At 59.2% G+C, this 23,379-nt stretch carries 17 protein-coding genes; 12 read left to right on the top strand and 5 right to left on the bottom strand.

The annotated features are described in order from the left end of the window. The first annotated feature begins 129 nt into the window (after positions 1 to 129). From uraD to E5J99_RS15025, 5 genes are all read left to right on the top strand, one after another. Positions 130 to 639, top strand: coding sequence for a 2-oxo-4-hydroxy-4-carboxy-5-ureidoimidazoline decarboxylase (gene uraD, locus E5J99_RS15045; protein ID WP_135498640.1), 510 nt, complete (start codon positions 130 to 132; stop codon positions 637 to 639). Continuing rightward, on the top strand, positions 636 to 977 hold the full coding sequence (gene uraH / locus E5J99_RS15040; RefSeq protein WP_135498639.1) for a hydroxyisourate hydrolase: 342 nt from the start codon (positions 636 to 638) through the stop codon (positions 975 to 977). The genes uraD and uraH overlap by 4 nt, the downstream gene beginning before the upstream one ends. Positions 978 to 1,193: 216 nt before the next feature. Next, positions 1,194 to 2,630: a DUF6986 family protein gene (locus tag E5J99_RS15035; protein ID WP_135498638.1), complete on the top strand. Its 1,437-nt coding sequence runs from the start codon at positions 1,194 to 1,196 to the stop codon at positions 2,628 to 2,630. Between the two features lie 865 nt (positions 2,631 to 3,495). Further along, positions 3,496 to 5,865, top strand: coding sequence for a SulP family inorganic anion transporter (locus E5J99_RS21890; protein ID WP_245319022.1), 2,370 nt, complete (start codon positions 3,496 to 3,498; stop codon positions 5,863 to 5,865). Between the two features lie 114 nt (positions 5,866 to 5,979). Beyond that, positions 5,980 to 6,660: a response regulator transcription factor gene (locus E5J99_RS15025; protein WP_135498636.1), complete on the top strand. Its 681-nt coding sequence runs from the start codon at positions 5,980 to 5,982 to the stop codon at positions 6,658 to 6,660. Positions 6,661 to 6,740: 80 nt separating this feature from the next. Here E5J99_RS15025 and E5J99_RS15020 read toward each other — a convergent pair whose 3' ends face one another. After that, positions 6,741 to 7,397, bottom strand: coding sequence for an acetyltransferase (locus E5J99_RS15020; RefSeq protein WP_135498635.1), 657 nt, complete (start codon positions 7,395 to 7,397; stop codon positions 6,741 to 6,743). 909 nt (positions 7,398 to 8,306) lie between these two features. Here E5J99_RS15020 and E5J99_RS15015 point away from each other — a divergent pair. From E5J99_RS15015 to E5J99_RS15005, 3 genes are all read left to right on the top strand, one after another. Continuing rightward, on the top strand, positions 8,307 to 8,723 hold the full coding sequence (locus E5J99_RS15015; protein ID WP_135498634.1) for a hypothetical protein: 417 nt from the start codon (positions 8,307 to 8,309) through the stop codon (positions 8,721 to 8,723). Positions 8,724 to 8,902: 179 nt separating this feature from the next. Then, positions 8,903 to 9,919 carry an NAD(P)/FAD-dependent oxidoreductase gene (locus E5J99_RS15010; RefSeq protein ID WP_135498633.1) on the top strand — a complete coding sequence of 339 codons (1,017 nt, stop codon included), beginning with the start codon at positions 8,903 to 8,905 and terminating at the stop codon, positions 9,917 to 9,919. Positions 9,920 to 10,006: 87 nt separating this feature from the next. Further along, positions 10,007 to 10,333, top strand: a complete 327-nt coding sequence (locus E5J99_RS15005; protein ID WP_135498632.1) for a 2Fe-2S iron-sulfur cluster-binding protein — start codon at positions 10,007 to 10,009, stop codon at positions 10,331 to 10,333. Positions 10,334 to 10,421: 88 nt separating this feature from the next. On the opposite strand, the gene E5J99_RS15000 is transcribed toward E5J99_RS15005, so the two are convergent. Both E5J99_RS15000 and E5J99_RS14995 read right to left on the bottom strand, forming a co-directional pair. Then, positions 10,422 to 10,895, bottom strand: coding sequence for a hypothetical protein (locus E5J99_RS15000; protein ID WP_135498631.1), 474 nt, complete (start codon positions 10,893 to 10,895; stop codon positions 10,422 to 10,424). 141 nt (positions 10,896 to 11,036) lie between these two features. Further along, entirely contained in the window at positions 11,037 to 17,225 is a 6,189-nt protein-coding gene (locus tag E5J99_RS14995; protein WP_167852158.1) for an alpha-2-macroglobulin family protein, read from the bottom strand. A 274-nt stretch (positions 17,226 to 17,499) separates the two neighbouring features. On the opposite strand from E5J99_RS14995, the gene E5J99_RS14990 reads away from it, so the two are divergent. Further along, entirely contained in the window at positions 17,500 to 18,210 is a 711-nt protein-coding gene (locus tag E5J99_RS14990) for a porin family protein (RefSeq protein ID WP_135498629.1), read from the top strand. A gap of 76 nt (positions 18,211 to 18,286) precedes the next feature. On the opposite strand, the gene E5J99_RS14985 is transcribed toward E5J99_RS14990, so the two are convergent. Then, a complete protein-coding gene (locus tag E5J99_RS14985; protein ID WP_135498628.1) occupies positions 18,287 to 18,868 on the bottom strand; it encodes a DinB family protein in 582 nt (193 codons plus the stop codon). Between the two features lie 266 nt (positions 18,869 to 19,134). On the opposite strand from E5J99_RS14985, the gene E5J99_RS14980 reads away from it, so the two are divergent. Continuing rightward, entirely contained in the window at positions 19,135 to 20,145 is a 1,011-nt protein-coding gene (locus tag E5J99_RS14980; RefSeq protein ID WP_167852157.1) for a ComEA family DNA-binding protein, read from the top strand. Positions 20,146 to 20,323: 178 nt separating this feature from the next. On the opposite strand, the gene E5J99_RS14975 is transcribed toward E5J99_RS14980, so the two are convergent. Further along, a complete protein-coding gene (locus E5J99_RS14975) occupies positions 20,324 to 21,148 on the bottom strand; it encodes a phosphatase PAP2 family protein (protein ID WP_135498626.1) in 825 nt (274 codons plus the stop codon). A 187-nt stretch (positions 21,149 to 21,335) separates the two neighbouring features. Between E5J99_RS14975 and E5J99_RS14970 the strand changes: the two genes are divergently transcribed. Further along, entirely contained in the window at positions 21,336 to 22,202 is an 867-nt protein-coding gene (locus E5J99_RS14970; RefSeq protein WP_135498625.1) for a hypothetical protein, read from the top strand. Between the two features lie 54 nt (positions 22,203 to 22,256). Next, on the top strand, positions 22,257 to 23,138 hold the full coding sequence (locus E5J99_RS14965; RefSeq protein WP_135498624.1) for an SDR family oxidoreductase: 882 nt from the start codon (positions 22,257 to 22,259) through the stop codon (positions 23,136 to 23,138). Positions 23,139 to 23,379: the final 241 nt, after the last annotated feature.

Below are 23,379 nucleotides of genomic sequence, written 5' to 3'. Positions count from 1 at the left end.
GACATCTCGCGTGCATACGTTGTCGTGGCACCTAGTTACCATAGCACGCGAGATGTCTTCCGCTGGTCGACATGACGGGCTGTTGATTTTCGCAAAATGACTCTGCTGTTGCGCATATCCAGTACTTCAATGACCCTTCCTGAACTCAACTTTCTTCCCGCTTCTGCCCGCGCCGAGGCCCTGGCCAAGTGCTGCGGCGCTACGGCCTGGGTGAACCAGATGAATGCCACTTTCCCCGTTGCCGACGCTGACGCGCTTTTCACCCAGGCCAAAACCATGTGGTACGGCCTCTCGCAAGCCGACTGGCGCGAGGCGTTTACCCACCACCCCAAAATCGGTGGTGATGTAGCCGCTTTGCGTGAAAAGTTTGCCAGCACCAGCACCTGGGCGGAAGGCGAGCAGGAGGCCGTGAAGCAGGCTTCACAGAACGTGCTGGAAGCTTTGGCGAGCGGCAACAAGGAGTACGAGCTAAAATTCGGCTACATCTTCATCGTGTGCGCCACGGGCAAGTCGGCCCAGGAAATGCTGGCCTTGCTGCAAGCGCGCCTGCCCAACCCGCCCGCGCAGGAAATCCATATTGCCATGGGCGAGCAGAACAAAATCACCCGCCTCCGCCTCGAAAAACTCTTAGCCGCATGAGTCAGATTACAACCCACATTCTGGATACCACGGCCGGCCGGCCGGCCCAGGGCGTCACCATTGCCCTTTTCGCCCAGCAGCCCGGCGACGTCTGGCAGGAGCTGGCCCGCGGCCGCACTAACGCCGACGGCCGCATTCCGGACCTGCTGCCCAAGGAGCAGCACGTACCGTTGGGCACCTACAAAATGAAGTTTTTCACCCAGGAATACTTCGAGCGGCAGAGCACGGCCAACTTCTACCCGTTCGTGGAAATCGTGTTCCATGTGCTGGCCGCCGAGCATTACCACATTCCCCTGTTGCTGAACCCCTTCGGGTATTCAACGTACCGCGGCAGCTGAGCTAAAGTTATGAATTAGACAGCTAGTTTCCCTCCTCAGATGAGGAGGGGTGCCCGAAGGGCGGGGTGGTTGACCACGGTAGAACGAAGCTTAGAGCTAATTCTGACCATCGTTCTACCGTTTCAACCACTCCTAACCCCTCCTCATCTGAGGAGGGCAACTAGCTTTTTAGCTCTAGTACCCTCCCATTTTTAAATTCCCGCCTTCTTTTTCCCTATGAAACTAAGCCTCCCGGACACCGCCAAAGACCAGCTGCTCGAACAGCTGGGCGTGGCCAACCGTCACTTTCAGCACACCTACCCCGGCGACAAGCCCGACCGCCAGCCCGTGCACACCGTGTACGGCGGGGCCAACCTGTTTAAGGCAGATACGTGCGTGCGGATGGGCGACATTGCCCTCAACAACCTGAAAAGCTACGCGCCCAACTTCGCCGAGCTGGCCCGCGTGCTCCGGCTCAACGGCTACGAGCACCTGCCCACGCTTTCCACCGACGTTGCGGCCCTCACCGAGCGCCTCGACGCCATGAGCCCCGAGGCCCGCAAGCACGAGCCTGCCTGGCTGGCGTATTCGGTCTACAACAAGATCGTCCAGAAGCTGCGGCGCGAAGCGGTGGAGGATTTCCGGATTGACTTTGAGGATGGCTTCGGCAACCGCCCCGACGCGGAGGAAGACGAAACCGCCGTGCGCGCGGCCGGCGAAGTAGCCACAGGCATGCAAAACGGCACGTTGTCGCCCTTCATCGGTATCCGCATCAAGCCGTTTACCGAGGACATGAAGGCCCGGGGCGTGCGCACGCTCGATATTTTTCTGACCACGCTGCTGGAGCAGACCGGCGGCCGGCTACCCGAAAACTTCGTGGTGATGCTGCCCAAAGTGACCATTCCGGAGCAGATGACCACGATGGTGCGCTTGTTTGAGCTGATCGAAAAGGCCAACAACCTGCCCGCCGGCGCTCTGAAAATGGAGACGATGGTCGAAGCCACCCAGATCATCATGGACGAGGAAGGCCGCAATCCGCTCCTGCGCATCATCCGGGCCAGTGAGGGCCGGTGTGTGGCCGCTCATTTCGGCACGTACGACTACACGGCTTCAGCCGGCATCACGGCCCGCTACCAAACCATGGCCCACCCCGTCTGCGACTTTGCCCACCACATGACCAAGGTAGCGCTGGGCGGCACGGGCATCTTCCTCTCCGATGGCGCGACCAACGTTATGCCCATTGGTCCGCACCGGGGCGACAATCTGAGCTTCGAGCAACTCAAGGAGAACCGCGACTCGGTGCACAACGCCTGGCGGCAGGGTTTTCAGCACACCACCCACTCGCTCATCAACGGCCTCTACCAAGGCTGGGACCTGAACCCGGCTCAGCTGCCGATGCGCTACGCGGCCACCTACAACTTCTTTTTGAGCAGCTACGATGAGGCTCTGAACCGCCTGAAAACCTTCGTGGAGCGCGCCGCTATTTCCACGCTCACCGGCGACATTTTCGACGACGCCGCCACGGGTCAGGGCCTGCTCAACTTTTTCCTGAGGGCCATGAACTGCGGTGCCATCACGGAGCAGGAAGTGCTGGCCACCGGCCTCACGCTGGAGGAAATCCAGACCCGCTCCTTCTTCCGCATTCTGGAAGGTCGCCGTCGGCAGCAAGCGTAGCTCTTCGCGCGTATGAGCAACGCCCCACTGGCCATCTAAGAATGGCTGGTGGGGCGTTTTCGGTTGAGGCCAGCACCCACCGCTTGCATGGTTCTTATGGCAGTGCCCGACCCTTTTATGCGGTCTATTCTCAGGGCCTTGTAGCGGTTTTACGAACAGTATACGTGCCCACGAAATAGCGCGAAGTGTGTAGTTCACGTCCCCGTACCAAAGGGTCGTTCTGAGACGCGAACTACACAGCTCGCGCTACAAGCCACTAGGACCTCGTTCGTAAAATAGCTATACACCCAATGACTTGCAGAAAAGGCATGCTACTCAAACGCCCATTTTCTGCTCCTAATAAATCGGGTATAAAAAGATTGAAATTGTTTTTTTTAAATCAATAATTAATATAAAAATCCAGCTTACAAACCACACTATACGTATCAATATAAAAGTATTGGTCAATAAATAAAGACACAATAAATCCTAAGACATATAATCGCAAATGCCTTATTTTCATATACTTACTATAACAAAAGAACAGGCATTAAATTAAGCTTAAAGTTGACTAATACTACTATTTTCAACATTATTAAATTAAATAGATTCTCATCATTTTCTAATGTTATTTTAATGAAAATCTAATTGACTTATAATATTCCTTTAATTCCTAGCCTGCTTTGGGTCTATACCTTTGTGTTAGTAGAATTAATCATCTGACTCAAAAGCATTTCGCCAGCACAACGAAGCAGATACCTGCTTTAACTCTGTGCCGTCCGCAACTGACCCCAAGTGGCCGGTTTTGCTCCCTGTTTGCTTCCAACATTTTTCTCTTCGCTGCCTGTTGGGCCGCGCCGGACTTCTCATGCCTTTACCTACGCGTATGTCTACCGCAGCTGCCAGAACTAAAACCTGGGATTTTTCTTACTTCAAAAGTGACCTGCAAGGCGGCCTGGTGTCGTTTTTGGTGGCCGTGCCGCTGTGCCTGGGCATTGCGCTGGCCTCGGGGGCCCCGCTGTTTGCCGGCATTATTGCCGGCATCGTGGGGGGGGTGGTAGTGGGGGCGCTGAGCCGGTCGGCGGTCAGCATTTCGGGGCCGGAAGCGGGTCTGATTCTGGTCGTGGTCAGCAGTCTGGAGGCGCTGGGCTCGTTTGGGGCGTTGCAGCTGGCCTTGTGCATAGCGGGAGTGATGCAAATAGGATTAGGCATCGCCAAAGCCGGCATTATCAGCAACTTTTTCCCCTCGTCGGTTATCAAGGGCATGCTGGCCGCCATCGGCATCATCCTGATTTTGAAGCAGCTGCCCCACGTGCTGGGCTACGACGCCGACGCGGTAGAGTCGCTGGCGCTGTTTTCGTGGAACGGCGGCGAGCTTGAGTCCCTGCTTGCGCACGCCGTGCAGGAGTTCAACCCGACGGCCTTGGTCATTGCGCTGGCGAGCCTGGCGGTGCTACTTTTCTGGGAGCGGCCAATGTGTCGGCGCAATGCGGTGCTGGCGGCCATTCCGGCGGCCCTGGTAGTTATCGTGCTGGGCGTGGCGCTGAACGCCGCCGCCGCCCTGCTCAACCCTGCTTTTGCGCTGGCAGGCACCCACTTGGTGCAGCTGCCCGTGCCACAAAGTGCCGCCGAGTTCATGCAGCTCTTCACGCTGCCTGACTTCTCCCAAATCACCAATCCGAAGATATATTCCGCGGCTTTTGCCATTGCGCTGGTAGCCAGCCTGGAGGCACTGCTGGCTGTGGAGGCCACCGACGAGCTGGACCCACTAAAGCGCAAAACGCCTACCAACCACGAGCTGAAGGCGCAGGGAGCGGGCAATATCGTCAGTGGCCTGCTGGGTGGCCTGCCGCTCACGTCTGTGATTGTGCGTAGCTCGGTGAGCATCAACGCCGGTGGCCGCACGAAGGTGGCCGCGCTGGTACACGGGTCGTTTTTGCTGCTGAGCGTGCTGGTATTTCCTCGCCTGCTCAACCTGGTGCCGTGGGCGGCGTTGGCGGCTATTCTGCTCGTGACGGGCTACAAGCTGGCGCGGGTCAGCATTTTCCGCCAGCACTTCCAGGCAGGCCTGACCGAGTTTTTGCCCTTCATCGTGACTATTGCTGCCATTCTGCTCACCGATTTGCTGATCGGCATTGGTGTCGGCGCGGCCGTGGGCCTGTTCTTCATTCTGCGCGAAACCTACAAGAACGCGCACCTTTTTCAGCACTATTCCGTGGCCGGCCAGGAGCACCTGCGCATCAATCTGGGCGAGCATGTGTCGTTTCTGAACAAGGCCAGCATCATGACCGTGCTCAAGGACATCCCGATGGATACGACCGTCGAAATTGACGGCACCAACTCTATCTACATCGACCGGGACGTGCTGAGCGCCATTGAGAACTTTCGCGAAACGGCCCGCCAGCGCAACATCCAGCTGATTTTTCTGCGCAAAGGCGACGACTACGCCCACAGCATTGCCGCCCAGCCCCACGTGAGCACCAAGGAGGCCGATTTTGAAGCCTACTACAAGCTGTTTCAGAATAACCGCGACTGGGTAGCGGAAAAGCTACGGCGCAACCCGCGCTTCTTCGAGGCCACGGCGCAGCAGAGTCCCAAATTCCTGTTCGTCGGCTGCTCCGACAATCATATTGCGGTGAGCGAAATGACCGGCACGGCGCCCGGCGAAGTTTTCGTGCACCGCAACGTGGCCAACCTGGTCGTGAGTACCGACCTGAACCTGGCTTCGGTGCTGCACTACGCTGTCGAGACGCTGCATATCCAGCACATTATCGTGTGTGGCCACTACGGCTGCCGGGGCGTGAAAACGGCGATGCAAAACACGGAACCCGGCGTGGTCAGCAGCTGGCTCAGCAATGTGCGCGACGTGATGCGCCGCCACGCGCACGAGCTGGGCGCGCTGGAAACCGAGGACGAGCGGTACCGCCGCCTGGTCGAGCTGAACGTCATCGAGCAAGTGTATAACCTGCACCAGTCGCCCACCGTGCAGCAGGCCTACGCGCGCGAAACGCCGCTGCACCTGCACGGCTGGGTATATGACATCCACGGCGGCGTAATCCAGGATCTGGAGGTAGATGTCCGCCGGGATTTTGCCGAATACGACACCATTTTCCGCTACCAAGTGGCACCCGAAGGCCTGCGCCGCCTGTCTGGCCAACTGCATCAGGCTCCCTCCATCTATTCGGTAAGCACTGGCCGCAGCCCCATCATCGCCATTCCGCCCTTCGACGGCGACGCGGCGCTGGGCGTGCCGTAGCCGCCCTTCCCTCCCGGTTCTCCATCCCACCCTAAGTGCCCACTTTCACGATTGCCGCTGCTGCGGCCGGCCCTGGTGGCGGGCCGAGCGGCAGCTCCACTTGCTTACGCGCGGATGAAAATATTACTCGTAGAAAACGACCTGATAGCCGCGGCGCTGTTGAAAAGCGCGCTGGAGCAGCACACCCTGGAGGTGGCCGTGGCGCTGAGCGTGCCCTCGGCTCAGCAAATGTTGGAAGCGGCCAGCTACACGGCGGTGTTGCTCAAAGCCGACCTGCCCGAAATCAGCGGCTTTGAGTTGTGTCGCTTTATTCGGCAGCGGCACGAGAAGCTCTCGGTGCTCATGTTTACGGCCAATAGCGCCACCGACTACAAGCTGCGTGGCTTCGATGCCGGGGCCGACGATTATTTGGTGAAGCCCTTCGAGTTTGGCGAGCTGCTGGCCCGCCTGCGGGCGTTGCACCGCCGCTACCCTACTACCCCGGAAGAAAATGTGCTGAAAGTGGCCGACCTGGCGCTGTACGGCAGCAGCAAAATCGTGAAGCGCGGCGACAGGCGCATCGATCTGACGGGGCGGGAGCTGGCCCTGCTGGAGTATTTTATGCACAACCAGGGCCGTGCCCTAACCCGCCACGAAATCGTGCACAAGGTCTGGGATTTGGCCTTCGATACGGGCACCAACGTGGTGGACGTGTACGTGAACTACCTGCGCAAGAAAATCGACAAGGAATTCTCGCCCAAGCTGATTCATACCCTCAACGGTATCGGCTACATTCTCGAAGACCGCCGGGCGTAGGCGTAATAGCCGGCAACGTGGTATTGCGCAGCAGAAACGCCCTGGGTCTGTGTGCTGAGCCGCAGTTCTGACCGCAGAAACTACTTCCTGAACAACGCCACCCGGTCGGCAGTCACCAGCCGTTTCTGGGTGTATTGCCCCGAATACACGGCATTATCCTCGGTCCGCTTGCCAATCAGGCAGCCAGATCCAATAATGTTGTTGCGGCCTATCACTACGTCCTCGTTGATAATGCTGCCCATGCCGATAAAGGTGCCGTCTCCAATGGTAACATTGCCGCCCAGCGTGGTGCTCGAAATGAGAATGTGACTGCCGATGTGGGAATGATGCCCGATTCGACAGCCAATGCTGATGATATTGTCGCCGAATGTAACGAAGGGGTGAATAATGGTCACCGGGTCGATGAAAACATGTTCGCCAACAACGAGGTCGGGCCAGGTCTGGGCTTTGGAGGAGATGTAACTAGCAAAGGAATAGCCCTGAGCTTTAGCGGCCTCAAACACGCGCCGGCGGGCTCTAATCTGGCCAATGGCAATGTGCAGCTGGTAGCGGGCAGCCGGATAGTAGGTCGTTAACTCTTCAAACGCGACTACCGGCAGCCCAAAGAAGGTAGCAGTGGTGGACGTGAGGTAGGCCGAATCCACGCAGAAAGCCACGACTTCGTGGGGACTATCGTGCGTGAAAAGGTAATGCGTCATTTCGGCCTGATTACCTATTCCGTAAATAATAACTTCCATGTGGGAATTCTACTGAAGAAAGCTAAAAAAGAGCAACGAGAACGGCATTACGTCACGGATAGGGAGTACACACAATGAAGCTGTTTAGGAAGTCGCTGAAGGTCAAAAGAACGTCATGCTTCATCTGGCGTTCGCTAGTCGAAGCATCTCGCGTGCAGTAGTAATTCAAATTACCAGTGCACGCGAGATGCTTCGACTAGCGAACGCCAGATGAAGCATGACGTTCTTTTGACTTTCTAAACAGCTTCAATAGCACCGCATTGCGTTAGTAGAAAGTCACCCGGATCAGGAAAGTTGCAAAGTTAGCACATGGGCTCCTAACTACTACACCGCAACCGGGGTCGTGGTGCGCGGAACGATGCAGAGCCGGCCAGCAGCCAGCAGTACCCCGACTTGCCCAACCAATTCGCACCCGCCTGCACAGCCTGGCAGCTTGACCAGTAGAGACGCGGGGGCCGGAAGTACGTTGCCAGGTCCGACCTGTCAGCTCAATAAAGGTATGTCCGGCATCAGACTAAACGCATTTGAATAAGCTCGACTGTTCAGCAGGTCTGTAAAGGGGGCTTTTGATGAAAGCCTGTTCCGCGACGACGGCACGCATCAAAGCAAAAAGTGGCTCCAAAACCATCTGGAATGGTCGAGCTTATTCAAATGCGTTTAGTCTGGTCCGGCATGCCCACCACAGCAATCGGCACGATATAAAACCTGTTCAACCAAAGAATAATGCTTTATCAAGCCGTTTGTGCTGCTGTCAGGCGGCGTGTGTCAGACACGCAGCTTGACACACGCCGCCTGGAAACGCGCTGGCACAACCCGAAAAACACCTTCCCAAGCAGCTCTACAAAAGAAACCAAGCCTGTCCTCACCATTCCGCATTGGTTCTCCTCGTAGAGGGTGTTTCTTTGTTCTATGCTTAAGCCTACTGCTACCTCTTCGATTTATTTTCGCAATCCACTGTGTACGATTTCTTACCACGCTGAAGGCTACCTGCAGTTGCTCTGGACAGCCGTCGCTACCACCGGCCCCGAGCTGCAGGCCTTATACGAGCATACTCTGCAGGCGCTGAGGCACCACCGCACCGGCAAGCTCCTCACCGACCACCGCCAGCGCCAGCCACTACCGCTGAGCACCCAGCAATGGATTGCCCAAGAATGGATTCCACGCGCCGTACGCGAGGCCAGCTACAGCCACTGCGCCATTGTCGAAAACCAGACACCGCTGGGCCGGCTGGCAGCCCGGGCCGTGGGCGAGGCAGTGGCCATTCCCCTCACGTTCCGCTTTTTCAGCGTGCCCACGGAAGCGGTGGCCTGGCTGGCCCAGGCGTAAGTTTGGCGGCGAAAACGCCCGGCTTGTGTGTATCTTTGCGCCCTGTCAGGCTTTTGCATTAGGTATAAAGCCGCTCTTTAGCGCGTATTACGGGTGCTTTAAGGGCACTTACGCCAACGTTTCCAGGGGTTTATCTGTTATGCTTCTGGCCGTGGGCCGCTCATCATATTGCTTTGTTCATGACGAATTCCATTTCCACCGATATCTGCATTATCGGGGCGGGCCCAGTGGGCTTATTTGCGGTGTTTGAAGCCGGTTTGCTGAAGTTGCGCTGCCACGTAGTCGACGCCCTGCCCCAGGTGGGCGGCCAGCTTTCCGAAATTTATCCGAAGAAGCCGATTTACGATATTCCCGGCTTCCCCGACATTCTGGCCGGCGACCTGGTACGCAATCTGATGCGTCAGATTGAACCTTTTCATCCTACGTTCACCCTCGGGGAGCGGGTAGAGCGCCTGGCCAAGCTCGACGACGGCACGTTCCAGCTCTACACCACCGACGGCACCGAAATCTTCTGCAAGGCCATTGCCATTGCCGGCGGCCTGGGCTCGTTTGAGCCCCGCAAGCCGGCCGTGGAAGGCCTGGAAAACTACGAAGCTGGTCGGGGGGTGTATTATATGGTGCGCGACCCCGAAACCTTCCGCGACCAGCGCATCGTTATTGCCGGTGGCGGTGACTCCGCCCTCGACTGGACCGTGTTCCTGGCCGACGTGGCGAAAGAGGTGACTCTGGTTCACCGCGGCACCACGTTCCGCGGAGCCGCCGACTCGGCCGAGAAAGTAAAAAACCTGCACGAAGCCGGCCGCGCCCGCCTCGTGCTGTCGTCGAACGTGACGCACCTGCACGGGGCCGATACGCTGGAGGCGGTAACCATCACGGCCAACGACGGCACTGCCGAAACTCTGCACGTCGATGCCTTCATTCCCCTCTTCGGCCTCACGCCCAAACTCGGTCCTATCGGTGAGTGGGGCCTGGAGCTGGAAGACGACGCGGTGAAAGTTAACACGTTGGACTATTCCACTTCCGTGCCCGGTATTTTCGCCATCGGCGACATCAATACGTATCCGGGCAAGCTGAAACTTATTCTCTGCGGCTTTCACGAAGCAGCCCTCATGGCCCAGGGAGCCTACAAATACATGTTCCCCGACAAGCGCTACGTGCTGAAATACACGACCGTAAACGGGGTTCCTACGCTCTAGCTTTCCGGTGGCGGGCACCTGCTCTTGGGGGTTCCACTTGTGTTCCCAGCTTCGGGAGTCCGCCACCTGAACATCACCATCCACACAATGACCGACGAAGTACGCGTATATGTAGAGGAAGCGCCCAGCCAGCGGCGTGAAGTCGTGGCTCCTACCGATATGGCGCTGAGCCTGATGGAGGTGCTCAAAGCCAGCGGCTATGATATTCAGGCTACCTGCGGCGGCATGGCTCTGTGTGGCACCTGCCACGTGGAAGTGCTGGCTGGCCCTGCCCTCGACGAACCCAGCGACGATGAGTTGGCCATGCTCGAAAGCCTGCCCATCATGACCCAGGGCAGCCGCCTCTCCTGCCAGATCCGCATCACCAACCGCCTCGACGGCCTGGTAGTGCGCCTGATGCCCCAAACGACGTAGCATTTTAGCGGCGTGCCGCCCGAGAAGCAAGTCAACAAAAAAGGAGAACCAGTACGGTTCTCCTTTTTTGTTGACTTGCTCCGGCTTTTTACCGCCGACGCTTCGTGGTGGTAGCACTTTTTTTCTTGGTGGCACTCGCCTTTTTTTTGGTTGTGTGCTTGCGCGCCGATGAGCCTGCTGAGCGCCGGCGCGTCGAGCTCCGCCGGTGGTAGGTGCGCGGACGAGCAGTCGGCTTGGCGGGAGCCGCCGCTTCCTCCACCTTCGCTTCTTCCGGACCGATGAAATTGCGGGCCGTCATTTCGGCCGTGGTAGCCGCCGCCTGGGTTGCCACTTCCTCCTGTGCTGCGTCCTTGAGCGCGGCGGCCTGCTTGCGCCGTATCGGCATGAGAAAATCACGCTCGGCCCGCTCCCGTGCCGACAGCTTTTCCTCGCCCGGCAACGTGGGCGCTACGGGCAGCGCTGCTTGCCCTTTCGTGTCAGCAGAAACGGGATTTTTTCCTCCTTGAGCGAAAACCGGAGTGCCGCACAGCAGCATACCAGCCAGAACATATATCGTACGCATAGGCATCGTTCCAAAAGACTAAGAGGCGGCAAAATTACTATTGCCGCCTCCTACTACCAAACCAGCTGGGGCTTCGGGTTCTGGCAAAGCTGCTTACGGCCGCGCCAGCCGCACTCCGTTCCCGAAAAATGCAACTTCTTACTACCTACTTACAAGCGGCTCAATCGGTACCCGAACTCCGGCCGAATGGCTCGTAAACTCCGGCGCGTACAGGCACTGCACTTGGCTGAGGCCGCCGGAGAAGTCCCCGCTTTGGGCCGCCCGCAGCCGGTATTCGAACGTGTGGGTGCCCTTCGGGAAATAGCTCAGAAAGAAATTGGTAGCCGCGTCGCGGGGGCTTTCATAGTAGCCCAGGCCGCCTTGGTAGCGGTAGCCCGAAGTCTGGCTGATAAGCTCCAAGCCAGCGGCGCGCTGGTCTTTAAGATGCACGTATTCCAGGTCGCGGTCGGAGCGCAGCACGAGGCGTACCACCAGCACGTCGCCCACGCGCAGGGGTGTGGCGGCGGTGAGGCGCTCCAGCACCGGGCCACTGGCCGTGCGCTGCTCCCGAAATAGCTGCCGCTCCAGGCTCAAAGGCGTGGCAGCGGGCGTGATGTGGTCGAGCTGCTCGAAATACTGCCAATACAACGCTCCCCAGGCTACTCCGGCATCGGTTTTTTGCACTGTCACTTTGCCTTGCGCGGGCTTGATATCGGCCGCCGACCACGTGGTTTTGAAATAGCCCGTGCCCGCTTGCTGACGGCTTGGCGCAACTGCCACGCCGCCTACGTTGATCTGGAGCGGCTGGGTGGGCTGGAGCCAGTCGGAGCCGCGCAGCAGCAGGGCGTAGCAGGCATCGGCGGTGGCCCGGGTACTTTCCCAGTGCTGAGTTTGCTTTTGCTTGAGCAGCCAGAGCTTCATTTCATCCACAGCCTTCTGGTCGCTGAGCACCTCGTCGTAGGCTTCGATGAGCGTGGCCTGGGTTTCGGTGGGTGCTTCGCGCCAATAGTAGCCGCCACGCACCTCCTTCCAGTACATTCCCAGCTCGGGCGAGTGCAGGGCATTTTCGGTGAGAGCCGTCATAATATCCTTCACGGCTGCGGGCTGCACTTGCCGCCGCTGCAGCGTCAAGGCAATCTGAGCCTGCAAGTAGCGCGTTTGCGCGGGCCAAAATGTAGCGGCCTGCTGCTGGTAGTACGCCTGTGCCGGCTGGGCCTGCTTTGCTACCACCGGAGTCAGCCAGAAGCTGCGAGCGTATAAGGCATGCACCTGTATATCGGTTAGGTGCGCTTTTTTCAGGTCTACTCCCTTTTGCTGCCGCAGACGGATGTAATCGTTTTGGAGCTGTTCGTCGAGGTAGCGCAGGGCGTTTTCCAGCAGCGGCCGGCCCTGCTCGTGCTGGGCGGCATCGAAGGCTCCCAGCTTGCGCAGCTTGCCAAATCCGGCCACAATCAGCTGGGTGATGTAGCGGTCATCGGGCATTTTCTCAAACCACGGAAAAGCTCCATTAGGCTGCTGCATTTTAGCTAGTTTGGCCAAGGCGCGGGCAGTTTCGGCCTTCAGGCGGGGTTCGTCCAGCAGCTCCGCCAGGCGGCGCATCCGCTCGGTTTCGTTGTGGGCATCGCGCACCCAGGGAGTTTCCTGCAGCAGCAGCGCTTTTACCTCTTCATTTTGCTCCAGCCTGCTGGTCAGGGCCGTTTTGTCGCCTGCCTGGGCCGCGCGGCGCCATTCGGCCAGCACGGGTTGCAGCTTCGGGTTTTGCTGCAGAATTCGGGCCGCCAGCAAGTTGGCATACAAGCGGCTGAATATCTGCTCGGAGCACTCGTAGGGGTACTCCATGAGGTAAGGCAACGACTGCACGGCATACCAGGCAGGGTTGGGCGTCATTTCCAGCGTCAGGGAGTAGTTGCGCCGCGTGGCCGAAATACTGGTCGTCAGCTTTTTCAGCTCGAACTCCCGCGTGGCCGGCCCCACGATGGGCAGCGGCAGACTCTCGGTGACGAGCAGGCGGTTGGGCAGCACAGGCAGCGTGTTTTCCTCCCCGTCGCTGAAAACCGGCTGCTCGTCCTGCGTTTTGCGCTTTTTGGTTTTCGCCGGGCCCGTTTGTGCCACCACGCGGTAGGTGATGGCTGCCAGCGGCACTTGCCCCTCGGCAGTCTCCGGAATATGTAGCTCCCAGCTCAAGGCGCTGCTTTGGTTGGCTGGCAGGTCAAAGTCTAGCTGTGCCGTACCCCGGAGCACGCGGCTCTCGATTGGCTGCTGGGTGCGGGCATCGAACAGAAACAGCTGGGCGGTGCCGCGCATGGGCTGGCCAGTGAGGTTGCTGAGTTTGGCAGAGAAACGCAGCTGGTCGCCTTCCCGGAAAAAGCGTGGCGCGTTGGGCGTCACCTGCAGCTGCTTTTGGGTCACTAGGTCGCGGCGGAGCACACCGGTGTGCAGCTGCTCATCATGGGCCAATGCCAGCAGCTGCCAGCGCGTCACGGCCTCGGGCATCTGGAATTCGAGCACGGTTTCGCCGGCGGCGTTGGTGCGGAGCGCGGGCAGCCAGAAGGCCGTTTCGCGAAAATCAGCGCGGGCCGGAATGGCGGAGAGGTCGGCTTGGGCAGCGGGTTGCTGCTTGGGTCCGCCAGTTACTACAACTTCGTTGAGCTGCTTGGCGTCGGCGGCCATTTCCATCCGCATAGCAGCTTGTGGCGCGGCAGCACCACTAGCTACCATAACTTCCTCATCCCGCTTTATTACAGGGGGCGTAAACTTCATCTGGGAGTTTTTAGGCAATAGCTTATAGTCATTGCTGCTTTCTTCTTCACCCAAAGAATAGCCCCACCAATTCAGATGTGGATAAAGCATTTCTAAATCAATGTCTACCAGCGCATCGCCAAACAGTTCCTGCGACTCCTCCACGCCAAACCGGCCCTTCCAGCCCAGCACGGCCGGATAATATGGCGTCGGAAATACCAATGCCTCGAACGAATGTGGCCGGAACGTGTCCAGCGACTGGTCATAGAGCGTGGCCAGCAGCTCGGCGGCGGCGGGCTTGCCATCGGCCTGCTGAATCGTGACGCGCCACGTTTCCTTCTGGCCGGGCTGAAGCTTGTCGCGAAACGTGGCGATGCCCAGACGCAGTGGCGCGGGCGGCACGGCAACCTGCACGGTGGCCGAATGCAGATACAGACGGTTGTCGCGCACTTGCGTGGTGTGCACATACAATTGCGTCTCGCCAAGAGCTAGGGGCACCGGCACCGCCACCAGGCGCTGCTCATTGGCCGCCAGCGTCAGCCATTCACGATACAGCGTTGCGCCCTTCGCCTCCACCTCCACCAGAATCCGGGCGTTGGCTTCGCTGCTGCCTACCAAAAATTGCACGGCCTGGCCGGGCGGCACGCTGTCCTGGAGCGGAACAAACCAATCGGGAGCGGGCACGGGAAGCTGCCTGGCGGCAGGAGCGTACAGCGTGAATCGGTGCTCCGCGGGCGGGCCCGCCGCCACGGGGCCTGCGGTGGAAGCTTGTAGCAGGTAGCGCCCCGGCGCTTGCCGGGCCAGCTGCGTGGCCAGAGCCGCAAGCAGCGGGGTTTTGTCGGTATCGAATTCCTGGGTCAATACTTCGGTGCGCGCCCAAGCGCTGTCATTGTCTTCCGAGCCGTAGGCGTCCAACGGAAATTGGCGCCGAAACTCCGCCGGGCTCAGCGCCTCGCGCTCGGGCCGCTCCCACGGGCGGGGCCGCAATGCCCGGGCGGGTGGCACGAGCCGAAACAGCCGCAATTGCCCGCGCGCGGCCCGGGCTTCGCCGGCGGCATTGGTGCTGAGCAGCCGGAGGACTGGAATAGCGTCCTGATTGAGCAGCTCGGGCATTTCCAGCCGCAGCGTGAGGGCCGTAGTACCCAGGCTGACGCTCTGCTGACCCGTGCGGGTTTCGCCGGCGGCATCGGTCACGTCGGCCGTCACTTCGAACACGTAGCCCGGCCCGCCGCCGCGCTGCTTAGCAGTTTGCGCGTCGGCCTGGGCCACAAAAGTTACCGTGAAGCCACCCGCCGAATCGGTTTGGGTAGTGCCGTTGTCTATTTCAACCTCCGGCTCGCCCCCATAGTTGGGAAAGCTGCTTCGGCCGCCGCCATACGGCCGATAAAACGGCCAGAACGTGCGCCGCACCACGCGGTATTGCACCGTGCCGCCATCGACGGGCTGCCCGGCATAGGCCACGGCCTTCCCGCTTACCGAAACACGCTGGCCCAATACCGGCGTACCCTGCACCGGCTCCAGCGTCACCTGAAACGTGGGCCGCTTGTAGTCTTCCACCGCGAAGCTTGCGCTGCCATAATCGGCTTGCAGGCTCATTTCGCCGTTTAGCAAGCCTGTCGGCAACACCACGGAGCCGTGAAAGGAACCGAAGTCGGAGCTGGTGAAAGGCAGGGTCTGTACCGTTTGGCCATTCACGTCCTGTAGCCGCACCGTAAGTGGCTGCTTGGTGAGCAGCCGTGATTTGCCAGCGAGACTTTCCGTCAGAATGCCTTTGAAATAGAGTGTCTGGCCGGGGCGGTAGATAGCCCGGTCAGTGTACAGAAACGCACGGCGCTGGGGCTGCTCAGCTTCAGCAGTGGTAGCGCGGCGGGGCATATAGTAGCCGCCCTCACGCACCAGCAGCGAATCAGGTCCTTTCGTCAGGAGCACGGCCCGCAGGTTGGCATCGGCACCCATGGCCGGGTCGCGCCCGATGCTGGCCTGGCCCTCGGCACTGGTCAGGAGCTCCGCGCCGCGCCGTTGCTTGTAGGTTCGGGCGGGTTGGTCATAATATTGAAAGAAGGGTAGAACGGTAGCGCCGACCTCAGCCGCGCCGCTTTGCCGGTGCAGCACCAGCAGCTCCACGCCTTCTGAGGTGGCAGTGCGGCGCACCTGACTCAACTGGCTCACGTTCAGCTCGGCATAAGCGGTTACTACGGCCGGCTGCGACTTTGTCGGGTTTTCGGCAGCGGTGCTTAGCACCAGCAGGTAGCGGCCCAGCGGCAAAGCCGGCCCCGCCTGCTGCACGGTATGCGGCTTGAAGTCGGCCGGGCCAGGTACGGTCAGGGGCCAGGTGGCGGCGGGCTTGCCAGCCAACACACGGGCATGCTGCTGCTGCCAGCTGCGGGGCCGTTGGTCGTCGCGCTCCAGCTCGCGCACGGCCTGAGCCGTGCTGATGCGGTAAGCCGTAGCATAGAGCTTCGGCACGTTGCGCACGTTCAGCTTCAGCAGCCACGCTTGGTTGGGCAGCACCGCCGCTTCGGTCGTGAATGCTACTTCTACGGCCTCAATGCGCTGCCGCAGGGCGCGGGCCCAACGGCCGCCGCGCGATGTTGGGAAGCGGGCTTCGGCCCGCAGAGCCAGCTCCCGGGCTTTGGCGGGTTGACTTTCGACCAGCAGCTCGGCCTGAGCGGCCAAAAACAGGGTGCTACCGGGTAGGTGCTGGTAGGTGTCGGCGGCCCGGGCCAGCGCCGTCTGATACAGCGAGTCTTTGCTGACCAGCGTGGCGTGCTCGTGCACAAACTCCAGCCGCTTCAGGTCCACATCAGCCAGGGCGGTCTGATTGCGGGCGTCCCGCAGCCGAAACGCCGTGAGCTGTTGTAGCACCTGCAAGGCGTGAAACTGCCCATTGAGCGAATCAGCGGGCGGGGCGACGAGCTGGAGGCCGGCAAACTCGGCGGCGGGGCCGAACAAAGCGCCCGTTTTCAGAGCAAACTGGGCCGCGGGGCGCGTTATGTAGTATTCATCATTCCGCAGGCCATCCACTGCGCGATGAGCCAGCAGGTCGTAGAGTGTGGGGCGCAGGCTCCGACCTTCGGCAGTACCACCCCGCACGGCGTAGCCCAAGCGAGCCAGCAGAAGCTGCTGCTGGCGCTGGGGCTCGTCTGTCAGCGACGCCCGATAATGTCGCACCACCGCACTGCCAAGCCGGGCGGCATCCCAGGTCCGGATATCCAGAGCAGTCGTATCGGTAGCAGCAGCCCCGGTGGCCGCGCCGCCGGTGCGGTCATACAGCTGGTAGCGGTGCTCGTCGTAATAGCTGGCATACAGCTGAGCCAGCAGACTATGCAGAATGGGCCGGGCCGGAAACCGGGCCGCTGCCAAGTCGGCTTCGACCAGCGCAATGGCTTTTTCATCGGCCTCTTCTTCTCTGTTCTCCAGCAAGCGCAACTTGTACAAGAGCGCCCGCAGATAGTCGGGCGTGTCCTGACGCTGACGGGCGGCCTGGTAGAGTTCTTCCACGAGTTTGTCAGCCGAGGCCGTCTGATTCTTGGCCAGCAAGGCGTCAATCCGTTTCCATTGCGGCGGATCGGGAGCGGAGGGCAATAACGGCGCGGAAGAACCAACCAACATGAGTAGACTGAGCAAAAGAAGCAGGAGGAATGTACGCATGCTGGCAGAAACGATAAGGTTGCGCAAGGTATGATGCACGGCACAGAACGATTTCACACGAGCAGTAAACAGGTAAGTATCTGACTATAATTTTATTCTATTATAGTTTGTGCATTTTTCCGATTATTGAACTGCAAATAAAATTGTTACATCCAGTAAAGTACTTCCAATAATCCTATATTTGCTTCGTCAACGAATACAGGCTCACCTATTTCTCACTCTCTTCCTTACCATTATGAAAAAGCACGTACGCAATGGCCTGTTGGCCGCCGCGCTGGTAGTAGCCGGTGCCACCTCGGCGCAAGCCCAAATTACCTTCGGGCCTCGCGTAGGTCTGAACGCAGCGAATATCTCGCAGGATTTTAAAGACAGCGACGACGAGTTTGACACCAATATTGTGCTTGGCCCCCAAATTGGCCTGACGCTGAACGCGCAGTTCGGCAATTTGTCCATTCAGCCTTCCCTGCTCTTTTCCCAGAAGGGCTACAAAATAGACGAAGAAGAAACCAACAGCGGCGTTAAGTTCAAATACGAGGAAACTACTCGGCTGAGCTACGCTGAGATTCCGATAAACGTGGTCTATACGCTCGGTGAAACCGAAGGCTTCCAGATTTTTGCCGGACCTTACATCGGTATTGGTCTGGGTGGCAAGTCTAAGTATGAGTTTTCTGGCGGCTCCGGCGCCGGCTCAATCAATGAAAAGGGCGAAAACAAGATTAAATTCGCCAACAAGTATGGCGATGAGGACGATACGGACTATGTGCGCAGCCTGGATCTTGGCGCCAATGCTGGTATCGGCTACAAAGCGGGCCCCATTCAGGCGCAGCTGGGGTATGGCTTTGGCCTATCCAATCTGATTCCGAATGATGAGGATGACAAGGAGCCAGAAAACAAAATAAAGAACCGGGTGCTAAACCTGAGCATCTCGTACTTCTTCGGCGAGTAACAGCACTCGATCCGAAAAGCAAAAAGCGTCTTACACTACGTAAGGCGCTTTTTTTGTGCGTATAAGGCCGCTGCTGCTACTGCTGGGTCGGGCTGGCATCCAGCACCCGCTCGGCCTGCGCCACGTGGCGCTGCAAGTGCACAACGATGAACTCCAGCTGGTCGGTCAGGCGCAGGTAGAGCAGCGGAATGATAGGATTCGCAATTCGCACCGCGTTGGCATTAATGCTGCGCGCCTGCTGCACGATGTTGAGTAGCTCATCGAGCTGCCGCCCGAATACCTCTACTACCGTGCGGGGCAGACGGCTGCCGCTGGGCGCATACTGCTGCGGCGACTTCAACGGCTTCTCGCTGGCCGGTATCTGCATGGCCTCAATCAGCTTGTGGCCAAAGAAGCCCGACTTCACCGTCTCGGCCGGGCGGCTGCCCCGCTCCTGGGCCTGCTTGAGCTTGCGGCTGATCGTGGGTAGGTAGTGCCCCCCGATGATGTTGAGATGCTCCAGACACTGGCCCACGCTCCACTTGTCGGTGGCGGGCCGGCGGTTGAGCTGGTCGTCGGAAAGCGGGCGAAACCGGCGCGTCGTCACCTCCCGCAACGTGTGCAAGTCGGCGGCAAGATGGTCCAGAAACTCGGTGGTACGCGGGGCAGACTTGCTCATGACAGACGAGGTAGAATATGGGTAGCGGGAATCGGGGTGTAATATTACACCCTGGCACCGGTTTATTGACAATTACGAGCCCCAAGGTATTCGGATGTCGCCGCGTTTGCCGGCATCCGCTACCCAACTTATTCCGGCTTTGCCCGGCGCCCGGCGCGTTTTGCCTGCTACCCGGCTGAGGATAGCATTTTCCTGAAAATAAGCATTGGCTTCGTTAGCCGCTCTGCCGCCATTTTTTTATTATGCGGCAGCTAGTACAATATCTCGTGAAACATAAGAGTAATAAATCTTCGCCCGCCACTGGCTGGCAGCGCTGGACCCGGCGGTATTTTGGTTTCTCGCGCCGTGAAACCTCGGGCATGGCGGTGCTATTGGTGCTGCTACTGCTGCTGCTGGCGGCCCCGAAGCTGCTGCTCCCAGCGTTACCCGCCTACAACCCAACACCCGACCAACAACGCCTCGACCAGCTGGCCGCCGAGCTGACCACCCGGCGGCAGCCTCGCGTGTTTGCGCCGCGCTACGCCCGGCGGACATATCCCCGCCGGGCCGTGGTTGCGCAGGTACCGCTGGCTCCTTTCGACCCCAATGCCCTGACCGCCACCGACTGGGAAGCCCGGGGTCTGGCTCACTTTTTGGCCCAGCGCATTGTGCGCTTCCGGGACGTCATCGGGGGCTTTAAAGCCAAAGAGCAGATTCGGCGCACCTACGGCTTTCCTGATTCTGTGTATGCGCGCCTGGCTCCCTATATGCAACTGCCCGACCAGTTGCCACCGCGCGCCAGCCGTGCTGCGTATGCGGCCGGCAAGGGGGAGTTTTCTCGCTCATACGAGCCCAAAGCGCCGAGCAAATATGCCCGCAAGCCCACCCATCTGGCGCCCTTCGACCTGAACTTGGCCGATACCACTCAGCTGATGCAGATTCGCGGTATTGGGCGGGGACTGTCCAGGCGGGTAGTCGAGTATCGGCTGCAGCTGGGCGGCTTCCTGCGCGAAGACCAGCTGGCGGAAATATATACCCTGCGCGACGCCCCTGACCTGGTCGACAGCCTGCGCAAATACACGTTTGTGGCCCCCGCCTTCGCGCCCGCGCCCATCGATGTCAACACTGCGCCGTTCGAGGTACTGCAGGCGCATCCCTACATGGGCAAGCGGCTAGCCCGGGTGGTCGTGGCATTTCGCCAGCAGCATCCGCCTTTCCGGCAAGCCGACGACCTGCGCCAAATCCGGATTATGGATGCTGAAACGCTGGAAAAGCTCCGCCCCTACCTGCGGTTTTGATATTCCCTGACCTTGAAGCTGTTTAGGAAGTCGCTCGAAACACGCTAAAACGTCATGTCGACCACTGGGAGACATCTCGCGTGCTGACGTTGCCACAGTAATCATATACTATTGCACGCGAGATGTCTCCCGGTGGTCGACATGACGTTCTATTTTACTTTCTAGACAGCCTCCTTGTCTATTGCCGCATGACCATCGTAATGCCCAGCGCCCCACCCGGCGCATACGTGGGCACCAGCAGCAGCTTGTGGGCCAGCTTGTCGGGAAGCAGGCGCGTCATGGCCGGATACAAGCGCCAGACCGCCTCAGCCGATAGAAACCCGATACCAGCCCCGGCAACCACGTCAGTTATCCAATGGCGGTTGTGTAGCACGCGCATAGCGCCGGTGGCCGTGGCTACGGCGTAGCCGCCCACGCTGATCCAGGGATTCACCTTCCCATATTGCTCATGCAGCAGCGTCGCCGTCATGAAAGCTGCACTCGTGTGCGACGACGGGAAAGAGCTGTAATCGGTGGCAATATCGGGGCGCTGCTCGCGGCAGAGCCGTTTGAGGTTGCTGGTTACACCCATATTCAGCTGGTGGGCCACCAGATACATCAGGGTGAACGGCACGACACCCCGCTCTCCTTTCACGCCAGCCACTTGCAGCGCGTAGGCAGCCGCCAGTGGCACGTGTCGGGTATAGTCATCGAGACGAGTATTGAAAGTAGGAAAGGCTTCGCGGGTTCCTTGTTGAAACTCAATCTTGGCCCGGCGCAGCATATTATCCTGACTACTTAGCCACGCCACGCCAATCAGCGTGAGCGGCACTGCGACCCGTAGCGTAGCAGGCCGCGCCAGGAACCGTAGTGCCTGACGGGAAACCGTGCTGGTTGGCCGCAACGGCGCGGCCGCAGCTGTTACCAGACTGGAGTCGGGCACTGGCCCCACAGTGGGCCGCTGGGCGGTAGCACGCAGACTAAGCAAGCCAGAAACCAGCAGCAGAACGCAGCGAAAATGCATTGACAAGACTGAACAGTAAAAAGTTAACTCCACCAAGATACTGCTAGCCTGCCGTTTAAAAAACAATTACTTGCACTACACTGCTGTGTACGACAGCAGCTTGGCCCATTGGGGGCCATACTGCGTATGGACGATGAGCTCTTGTGCGCTACGCCAAGCCGTATTTCCCTGCTAACGATCTTCTACAATGCTGTTTTTGCTGCGCGATAAGCTGTTCCCGGTTTTGGTATTTATCCAGTCTGTGCTCTGTGGCTGCGCCACGGATGAGGGCCGGGGTAACTTTGAGAAAGTAAGCCAGGCCTACGATGTGAAGCAGGTAGGCCGCATGGCTAAGACCGAAGTCGTGGAAAGCTCGGGCCTGGAAATAGCTAACGCCACCGGTGACCTCTGGACCCACGGCGACGGCGGCAACACGGCCAAGCTCTACCGCATTACGCAGCAAGGCGACCTGCTCCAAACCCTCAACCTGGAACTCCTAGCCAACAACGACTGGGAGGACCTGACGCGCGACGAAGACAACCACCTCTTCGTCGGCGACTTCGGCAACAACCAGAATAAGCGCCGCAACCTGGCCATCTACCGCCTGGGTGGCCCCACGCTGCAGGAAGTCGACACCATCCGTTTCAGCTACCCCGACCAGCACCGCTTCCCTCCGAAAAAGCCCGGGCGTAACTTCGACTGCGAAGCGTTCTATTACCGGCAGGATAGCCTGTATCTGTTCACCAAAAACCGGGGCGAAGGGCACTGGGTAAAGCAGTATGTGCTGCCGGCCCGCCCCGGCACCTACACGGCCCGTCTCGTGGATAGCGTCCAGATCAATACCTGGATTACGGCCGCCGACATCAGCCCCGATGGCCGCACGGTAGCCCTGCTGGGCTACGGCCACGTATACTTAATCGACGTGGCTGCCGGCCGTAAGCTTTTCGATGGGGCCAAAACCTGTTTGCCAATTCCGACCAGCGGGCAGGCCGAGGCGCTGGTTTTCGTTACTGACCGCGACTTTGTATTCAGCAACGAGAAGGGCAAGATTTACCGGGCTACCTATCGGAAATAAGGCGGCGGCACTGCAACAGGCAAGTTTTCTTCTTTTTCTCTAAATCATTTAACCATGTCCAATACTATCCTGGTTACGGGTGCCACGGGCACTGTTGGTACCGAATCAATTAAAGCCCTGTCGAACCGCGGCCTGACCGTGCGCGCCGGCGTGCACTCCCTCATCAAAGGCGACCGGCTCAAGCAGCTCAACCCCGATGTGCAGCTGGTGGAGCTGGACTACGACAAGCCCCAAACGCTGCAGGTAGCCCTGACCGGCGTGAACCGCCTTTTCCTGATTACCCCTTTCACCGAGGACCAAGTGGCAATCGGCCAGCGCGTTATTGATGCCGCCAAGCAAGCTGGCGTGCAGCACATTGTGCGGCTTTCCGTAGCCGGGGCAGCTGTGGAGCCGGGTATTCAGTTGGGCCGCTGGCATCGGGAAGTCGAAAAATATCTGGAGCAGAGCGGTATTCCGTTCACCCATCTGCGGCCCGGCAGCTTCATGCAGAATTTCGTGAATTACAACGCTGATTCAATCTGTCAGGAAGGGAAGATTTATATGCCCCTGGGTGAGGCGAAAGTCAGCTACATCGATGCGCGCGATATTGCCGCCACCGCCGCCCAGATTCTCAGCGCCGACACCACGGAGCACCACGGCAAAGCCTACGAGCTCAGCGGCCCGCAAGCCTTGGGCATCGCCGAGGCAGCAGCAGCCATCGGGCAGGCCACGGGCCAGCCGGTGCACTACGTTGATGTACCAGAAGAAACCGCCCGCCAGGCTATGGACAAGGCGCCAACCTGGATGCGCGACGCGATGCTGGAGCTTTACCGCTTGTCCAAGGCGGGCTACACGGCGAATATCACCACTACAGTAGAAGACATTACGGGCTGCGCTCCGCACACCTTCGAGCAGTTCGCCCAGCACAACAGCCACCGCTTCAAAGCTAAAAGCTAGCTGTTTTCCTCCCACTTATCCGCGTTTATCAACAGACGAGCCTTCCATATCCCTGGAAGGCTCGTCTGCTGAAAGGCCGGCACGATGTATCATCCGGCACTACCGCCTACCCACTCTGTTACTTGATTATTACTACTTAAGAGTGGCGCATACTGTCAACTACACCCAGCGGAACCTTCTGGTACGTGCTCTTCGCTGTTCGGCCGCACGCTGGGTCTGACAGAGCAATTACCGGCCTATG

The sequence above is a fragment of the Hymenobacter elongatus genome, from assembly GCF_004745955.1.
GTDB classification, from domain to species: Bacteria; Bacteroidota; Bacteroidia; order Cytophagales; family Hymenobacteraceae; genus Hymenobacter; species Hymenobacter elongatus.
Note: the sequence above shows the minus strand (reverse complement) of the source record. Positions and strands in the feature narration are given on the sequence as shown.

Bases quoted from the DNA above. Each gene is read 5' to 3' on its own strand.
- E5J99_RS15025 (WP_135498636.1), top strand. From the start codon at position 5,980: ATGAAAATATTACTCGTAGAAAACGACCTGATAGCCGCGGCGCTGTTG.
- E5J99_RS15000 (WP_135498631.1), bottom strand. From the start codon at position 10,895: ATGCGTACGATATATGTTCTGGCTGGTATGCTGCTGTGCGGCACTCCG.
- E5J99_RS14975 (WP_135498626.1), bottom strand. From the start codon at position 21,148: ATGCATTTTCGCTGCGTTCTGCTGCTGGTTTCTGGCTTGCTTAGTCTG.
- E5J99_RS15015 (WP_135498634.1), top strand. From the start codon at position 8,307: ATGCTTAAGCCTACTGCTACCTCTTCGATTTATTTTCGCAATCCACTG.
- uraH (WP_135498639.1), top strand. From the start codon at position 636: ATGAGTCAGATTACAACCCACATTCTGGATACCACGGCCGGCCGGCCG.
- E5J99_RS15035 (WP_135498638.1), top strand. From the start codon at position 1,194: ATGAAACTAAGCCTCCCGGACACCGCCAAAGACCAGCTGCTCGAACAG.
- E5J99_RS14970 (WP_135498625.1), top strand. From the start codon at position 21,336: ATGCTGTTTTTGCTGCGCGATAAGCTGTTCCCGGTTTTGGTATTTATC.
- E5J99_RS21890 (WP_245319022.1), top strand. From the start codon at position 3,496: ATGTCTACCGCAGCTGCCAGAACTAAAACCTGGGATTTTTCTTACTTC.
- uraD (WP_135498640.1), top strand. From the start codon at position 130: ATGACCCTTCCTGAACTCAACTTTCTTCCCGCTTCTGCCCGCGCCGAG.
- E5J99_RS15010 (WP_135498633.1), top strand. From the start codon at position 8,903: ATGACGAATTCCATTTCCACCGATATCTGCATTATCGGGGCGGGCCCA.
- E5J99_RS15020 (WP_135498635.1), bottom strand. From the start codon at position 7,397: ATGGAAGTTATTATTTACGGAATAGGTAATCAGGCCGAAATGACGCAT.
- E5J99_RS14965 (WP_135498624.1), top strand. From the start codon at position 22,257: ATGTCCAATACTATCCTGGTTACGGGTGCCACGGGCACTGTTGGTACC.
- E5J99_RS15005 (WP_135498632.1), top strand. From the start codon at position 10,007: ATGACCGACGAAGTACGCGTATATGTAGAGGAAGCGCCCAGCCAGCGG.
- E5J99_RS14990 (WP_135498629.1), top strand. From the start codon at position 17,500: ATGAAAAAGCACGTACGCAATGGCCTGTTGGCCGCCGCGCTGGTAGTA.
- E5J99_RS14985 (WP_135498628.1), bottom strand. From the start codon at position 18,868: ATGAGCAAGTCTGCCCCGCGTACCACCGAGTTTCTGGACCATCTTGCC.
- E5J99_RS14995 (WP_167852158.1), bottom strand. From the start codon at position 17,225: ATGTTGGTTGGTTCTTCCGCGCCGTTATTGCCCTCCGCTCCCGATCCG.